Source organism: Microvirga tunisiensis (assembly GCF_009296175.1).
Lineage (GTDB): Bacteria > Pseudomonadota > Alphaproteobacteria > Rhizobiales > Beijerinckiaceae > Microvirga > Microvirga tunisiensis.
Genome location: NZ_VOSK01000425.1, coordinates 1 through 4,631, shown reverse-complemented (window position 1 = coordinate 4,631; position 4,631 = coordinate 1). Strand labels below are relative to the sequence as shown.

The window sequence follows — 4,631 nt, the reverse complement described above, 5'->3', positions numbered from 1 at the left end:
CCATGGCTCGAAGCGTTAACATGACCGACGAACACCTGCCCGGCGCGGCTGCGCTGCTGTGGGTCGAGACGCAGATCGAGGTCGATACCGACGAGGACGGCTGCGTGTTGGTCGACATCTTCAACGAAGATCCGATCCTCAGCGCCGTCCGGCTCCTGAGCCCCTTCGAGGCGCGGCTGATGGCCGATGCCTTGCTGGAGGCGGCGAAGCTGGCCGAGGGCCGGAACCCGATGAACGCACCGTTCCAGGGGAGAGCATGATGCGACATGACATGAAACGCCGTCGCGCTGCCGCCGCCCGCAGAGGCCGCTGCGAGCTGGCTGCGGAAATCCTGCCCCTGCTGCGCGAGGGCAAGGTCGAGGCCGCCGTGGAGCGGCTGGAGGCGGAGATCCGCCAGGAGTGCACCAACCGCACCAAGCCGGAGAACAACGATGAAGCTCGCACCTAACTGGATCGGCCTCCTGGCCATCGCCATGGCTATGCACGGCTACCACAAAGGCTTTGCGCCGGTTTACCCAGGTGACCCGATCGCCCTGGCCGTGGTCGGCCTACTGCTGGCCTACTGCGTAAGGGGCCAGCAACAGTTCCCCGGCCAGCAGAGCACGGGCGCGGCGGTGCCCTGTGAACCCAAAGCGTGAGGACGCGCCGCGCGGCGCTTTCGTGCCCCAGAGGGCGTTCCCGCCTGCTTCGGCTCCATCCGATGCGGCTTGTGGCCCGCACGGTGGCCACCTCATATGAACAAGATGTCCCCTCCCACTGTCAGGGAGGTCACGCCTCGGACGGTGAGAGTGTTCCCCGGGCCGAAGTCCAGCCGCAGGCCATCCGGCACAGCGTCCACGTTGCGATCGGCGTCGGTGATCTCGCCAAAGGGGCGAGCGTTGTCGACCATGGCTTGCGCGGCGGCGGCGTTGGGGGCGTCCACAACGATGCGGTCCCTCTCCAACTCAAAGCTCGAAAAGTCCATGACGGTGTCGTTGTTGAAGGTGAAAGGGTTGACACCAGCGAGGGGGCCAGCCACGCCACCGCCGCCAGTAATAGGACCAGCCACGCCACCGCCGCCAGTAATGGGACCAGCCACGCCATCGGCGCCAGTAATAGGACCGGCCACGCCACCAGTGGCAGGAGGAAGAGGCGTGACGACGAAGACAAAATTGTCGCCGCCGCGGAGGCCGAAGAGAAGATCGTTACCGGGGCCGCCGTCGAGGGTGTCGTTGCCGAGGCCGCGGGGATCATCGCCGAAGAGCAGAAGATCGCCGACGAGAGTATCGTCACCGTCGCCGCCGTTGAGGCTATCGTTGCCGGCGTCTCCGCTGAGATAATCGTCGCCGCGCTCCCCGAGAAGAGTATCGTCGCCGTCACCGCCGAAGAGCGTATCGGGGTTGTTTCTGTCAGCCTCCCGGGTGTCGAACCCGCGGCCGATCAGGCCGCCGGCCGCGGCACCGAGGCCGGCGGCAGCGCCGGGATTGCCGGCAAAGAAGCCGACTATGGCGCCAACTACGGTGCCAATGGCCCCGCCGACCTCTTGGCTGGTTCGCCCAATGTCGGTGTCGCCACCTTCGATGCGGTCGTCCCCTCCGAGGCCCTCAAGGGTGTCTCTACCGCCCTCACCGCGGATGAGGTCGGCCTCGGGTGTGCCGATGAAGTGATTGGCCCTGGGGCTGCCGTTTATTTCCATGGCTGCTTTCTCCCTTCGCGCCCACCGGATCTTCGTTCCGAACTCCTGCGCACGAGAGTTGTATGGGCGCCACGGCCCCCTGGCGTTCGCTGTAGCCGGGCTTAGGCACTCCGCCGCCCGACATGGTTATGAGCGAGATTTATGCTCTATAATACTCCCTACCACTCTGCTGCGTCCAGGGTAGGGAGCAGCGTTCAAGTGCTAACAGGGCCTCTCCACGCGCGGTTTCCTGCACAGGGTGAACCCACCGGCGACGGTAAATTGCCGTCTATGGTCGGATGTCCCCAGCCAGCGGGCACTTCATTCGCGGTGGACGTCTCCTGCGGACAACCCGGGTACCTCCCTTGCTAGGCTCCTCGATAGCCAGCCCAGCGGCGATGCCCAAGGTGGACCGCATCGAGCCCGGCGGCTGGCTTGCGGGCACGGGCTCTCGCAAGGTGCAGGGCCTGTTGCTCTTCGAGGGTCAATTCCATCGTCGCGCTCCTTTCAGCGTCATCAAGCATCCCATTCGGGCGCGCCGGCGGAGCGGAACCGGTGCGGCTATCAGACGGCTGCTTCGAGTATAGGAGCGAAGGGGTCGCAGAAATAACACCCATTTACCTCCATCACTTCTCAGTAATGACACCCGACAACAAAATTCTCACCATGTATTATATAAAATCCTAAGTATGTTGAAATATTTATGAATACATGAATAGATACTTAAATTATAATTTAAGTATTGTCTGTGATCCGCGTCACATAATGCAGTAATTGCCTGCAGTATACGGTAACAAAATCCCGCCCATCGAGCGGGTTTGTGTGAAACGGCACATATAATATTCGATCGCAAGAGCAGAGTGTATTCGCCGGGTTGTGATCCCGGATTACTGCTAACACGGAGATATTTTATGCCTCTGCTTAGTGACTTCACAGTTATCCAAGGCGACGGGATTGTAACGATCGGTTCGGGCGACACGGCCGACGGTTGGGTCAATAACTTCCCCACCATCGGCCGGCACCCAGGCTCGGGACAGGAAGGCAACGCTTACATTATGCTCATGGTGAAGGGGGGCGAAACCCTCACGCACGGCACGGCGATTGGAGCGCGGGTGCAAATCAATGGCATCCAAGTTGGGAGCTTACTTCCCAGCAAGGATGAAAACCCGGATAGTTGGCACACCCAGATCGTCTCGTTTGGTAGCACAGTCCTTCATGATGAAACCCTAAACCAGATCCGCATCCATCCCGTCGAATATGAGGGTGGCCCCCTCGCAGGACCTGAGTTTTTTACCAATTTTTTTGTTCGCAACGTGATCTGCCATTTCCATCAGCGTAGTGATTTTGTAGTCGCACCGTGATCTGCCATTTCCATCAACGTAGTGATTGATCCCAGCGGTATAAGATTGCCAATCAATTGGAGGGGGCCTTTCGCCCCCTCCCTCTATCTGAACGACCCGGCTGCGTTGTATTGCGTCCAATCGGGCTTTGTACTCTTCGACCGATGGCCGCACTTCGAGAAGCGCAGAGCACAGACCCTCTCAACGTAGCCAATTCCATAAAGGGCCTTCAGCGAATTTATGTGGGCATCAGAAGCTCAAAAGAGCCATGCACAGTTCCGACGCAATCGGCTAAACCGCTCCCCATGACACCAAAGACCTTCTTCCGCTGGGTCGCATGGCTGCTCCTCTGCGCCATTACGGTCTTCACCCTCACGCCGATCGAGTTCCGGCCTGTCACTGGATCTCCGGTCAGCTTGGAGCGGTTTGCAGCCTTTGCGGCCATGGGAGCCGCGTTTGGCCTCGGTTACCCGAAACACCGCCTCCACGTCCTTGTGCTGCTGGTCGGGATCGTGGGCTTCCTGGAAGTCGCTCAAAACTATGTTCCAGGCCGCCATGGGCGTCTTCCGGATGGTGTAGTGAAGGCATCCGGCGCTCTCCTCGGGGCCGCGTTCGCTACGTTTGTGGCTCGCCAGAAGCGAGCCCCGTAAGGGCACCGGGCGGTTCGCACCTAGAGCATCGGACCATTAAGTGGACGCACTGCCAGCGGCTTCGAGATTGGCTCCGAGATTGCGGGAATGCAGAACTCACCGGATCTGACTTCGCGTCCGATGCTCTAGGGTTAGGCATTCGTCTCCTCTGAGCTTTGGCCCCGTCAGGTGAAGGCTACGAGGCGAAGTGCGCGTGACAACATCCCTAATACCAGAAGACCAACCTGCTCTACTGATTTCCTGCGGCTGCGCTCACCGTGGTTAGCGGCGTTCCATCAACGGCTTCTGCGACATTCGCGGCATCTACGCGATCAGCTTGGTGTCAGACGAGCGGCCTCATTCGCGGCCCCAAAACACCAGAAGCCCCAGATCTCTCCAGGGCTTCGGCTGTGGGTGGGCTCCTTGCTCTGCGGGCAGGCTCCCTCTCCAAGCAGGTCTTCATCATGCGCCGTCTTTAGCCAGCGTCAATTCACGCTGGCGCGACTAAGGCCAAGGTGCCTCGTCGGAATTACGCGGCTGGCTTTGGCCGCTCGGATGGATCAAGTCATCCCACGTTTGCCGATCTGGAGCTGGCCCAGGATTGGATCGCACAGCGCCTCGTCTGTCGCCCCTGACCCATTCAGATCCTGGGCTTGCACAGAATTGCCTCGTTCTGCCCGGGTCAGCGGAAGCTCATTCGCCTCGCCTGCGCCAGTTCGATAAACGATCGTGTCGGAAATTCGCCGCTACGGGATTTGGAAGAAATTCAGTTACCTCAAAAGGTTACAGTGACGAAAACCGAACATCCGCCGACATCCTGCCTTGGATCGGACAAGATATCCGCGCCGCAATACTCAATCAGCTTAGGTTGCGGGATGATTATGACCTTGGAAGAGCCTTTTCCTCTGGATGCTGTTCCGTCGCGGGTGAGAGCCGCAATCCTGAACGCGTTCAAGGGCCGCTGTCCCAGCGTGCGAGAGATGGCCGAGATTTCAGACCGCGATTGGC

8 protein-coding genes are annotated in these 4,631 nt (G+C 60.1%); 6 read left to right on the top strand and 2 right to left on the bottom strand.

Features of this window, described 5'->3' with window-relative positions:
• The 3 genes from FS320_RS38425 to FS320_RS38420 all read left to right on the top strand — a co-directional run.
• On the top strand, window positions 1–260 hold a 260-nt coding region (locus tag FS320_RS38425; protein WP_210252241.1), incomplete at its 5' end, for a hypothetical protein.
• A gap of 11 nt (window positions 261–271) precedes the next feature.
• Window positions 272–448 (top strand): hypothetical protein, encoded by a 177-nt coding sequence (locus tag FS320_RS45575; RefSeq protein ID WP_153885388.1) that lies wholly within the window; start codon window positions 272–274, stop codon window positions 446–448.
• Window positions 432–638: a hypothetical protein gene (locus tag FS320_RS38420; RefSeq protein ID WP_152717555.1), complete on the top strand. Its 207-nt coding sequence runs from the start codon at window positions 432–434 to the stop codon at window positions 636–638. Before FS320_RS45575 ends, FS320_RS38420 begins: the two co-directional genes overlap by 17 nt.
• A gap of 92 nt (window positions 639–730) precedes the next feature.
• Here the strand turns inward: FS320_RS38420 and FS320_RS50005 are convergent, their stop codons facing one another.
• On the bottom strand, window positions 731–1,675 hold the full coding sequence (locus FS320_RS50005; RefSeq protein WP_152717554.1) for a calcium-binding protein: 945 nt from the start codon (window positions 1,673–1,675) through the stop codon (window positions 731–733).
• Between the two features lie 347 nt (window positions 1,676–2,022).
• On the bottom strand, window positions 2,023–2,148 hold the full coding sequence (locus FS320_RS50000) for a hypothetical protein (RefSeq protein WP_274597282.1): 126 nt from the start codon (window positions 2,146–2,148) through the stop codon (window positions 2,023–2,025).
• A 417-nt stretch (window positions 2,149–2,565) separates the two neighbouring features.
• Here FS320_RS50000 and FS320_RS38410 point away from each other — a divergent pair, with 417 nt between their 5' ends.
• From FS320_RS38410 to FS320_RS47320, 3 genes are all read left to right on the top strand, one after another.
• Entirely contained in the window at window positions 2,566–3,015 is a 450-nt protein-coding gene (locus tag FS320_RS38410) for a hypothetical protein (protein WP_152717552.1), read from the top strand.
• 284 nt (window positions 3,016–3,299) lie between these two features.
• Window positions 3,300–3,644: a VanZ family protein gene (locus tag FS320_RS38405; protein ID WP_152717550.1), complete on the top strand. Its 345-nt coding sequence runs from the start codon at window positions 3,300–3,302 to the stop codon at window positions 3,642–3,644.
• A 632-nt stretch (window positions 3,645–4,276) separates the two neighbouring features.
• Window positions 4,277–4,631 (top strand): hypothetical protein (locus tag FS320_RS47320; protein WP_210252240.1); only part of this gene is annotated, 355 nt, incomplete at its 3' end.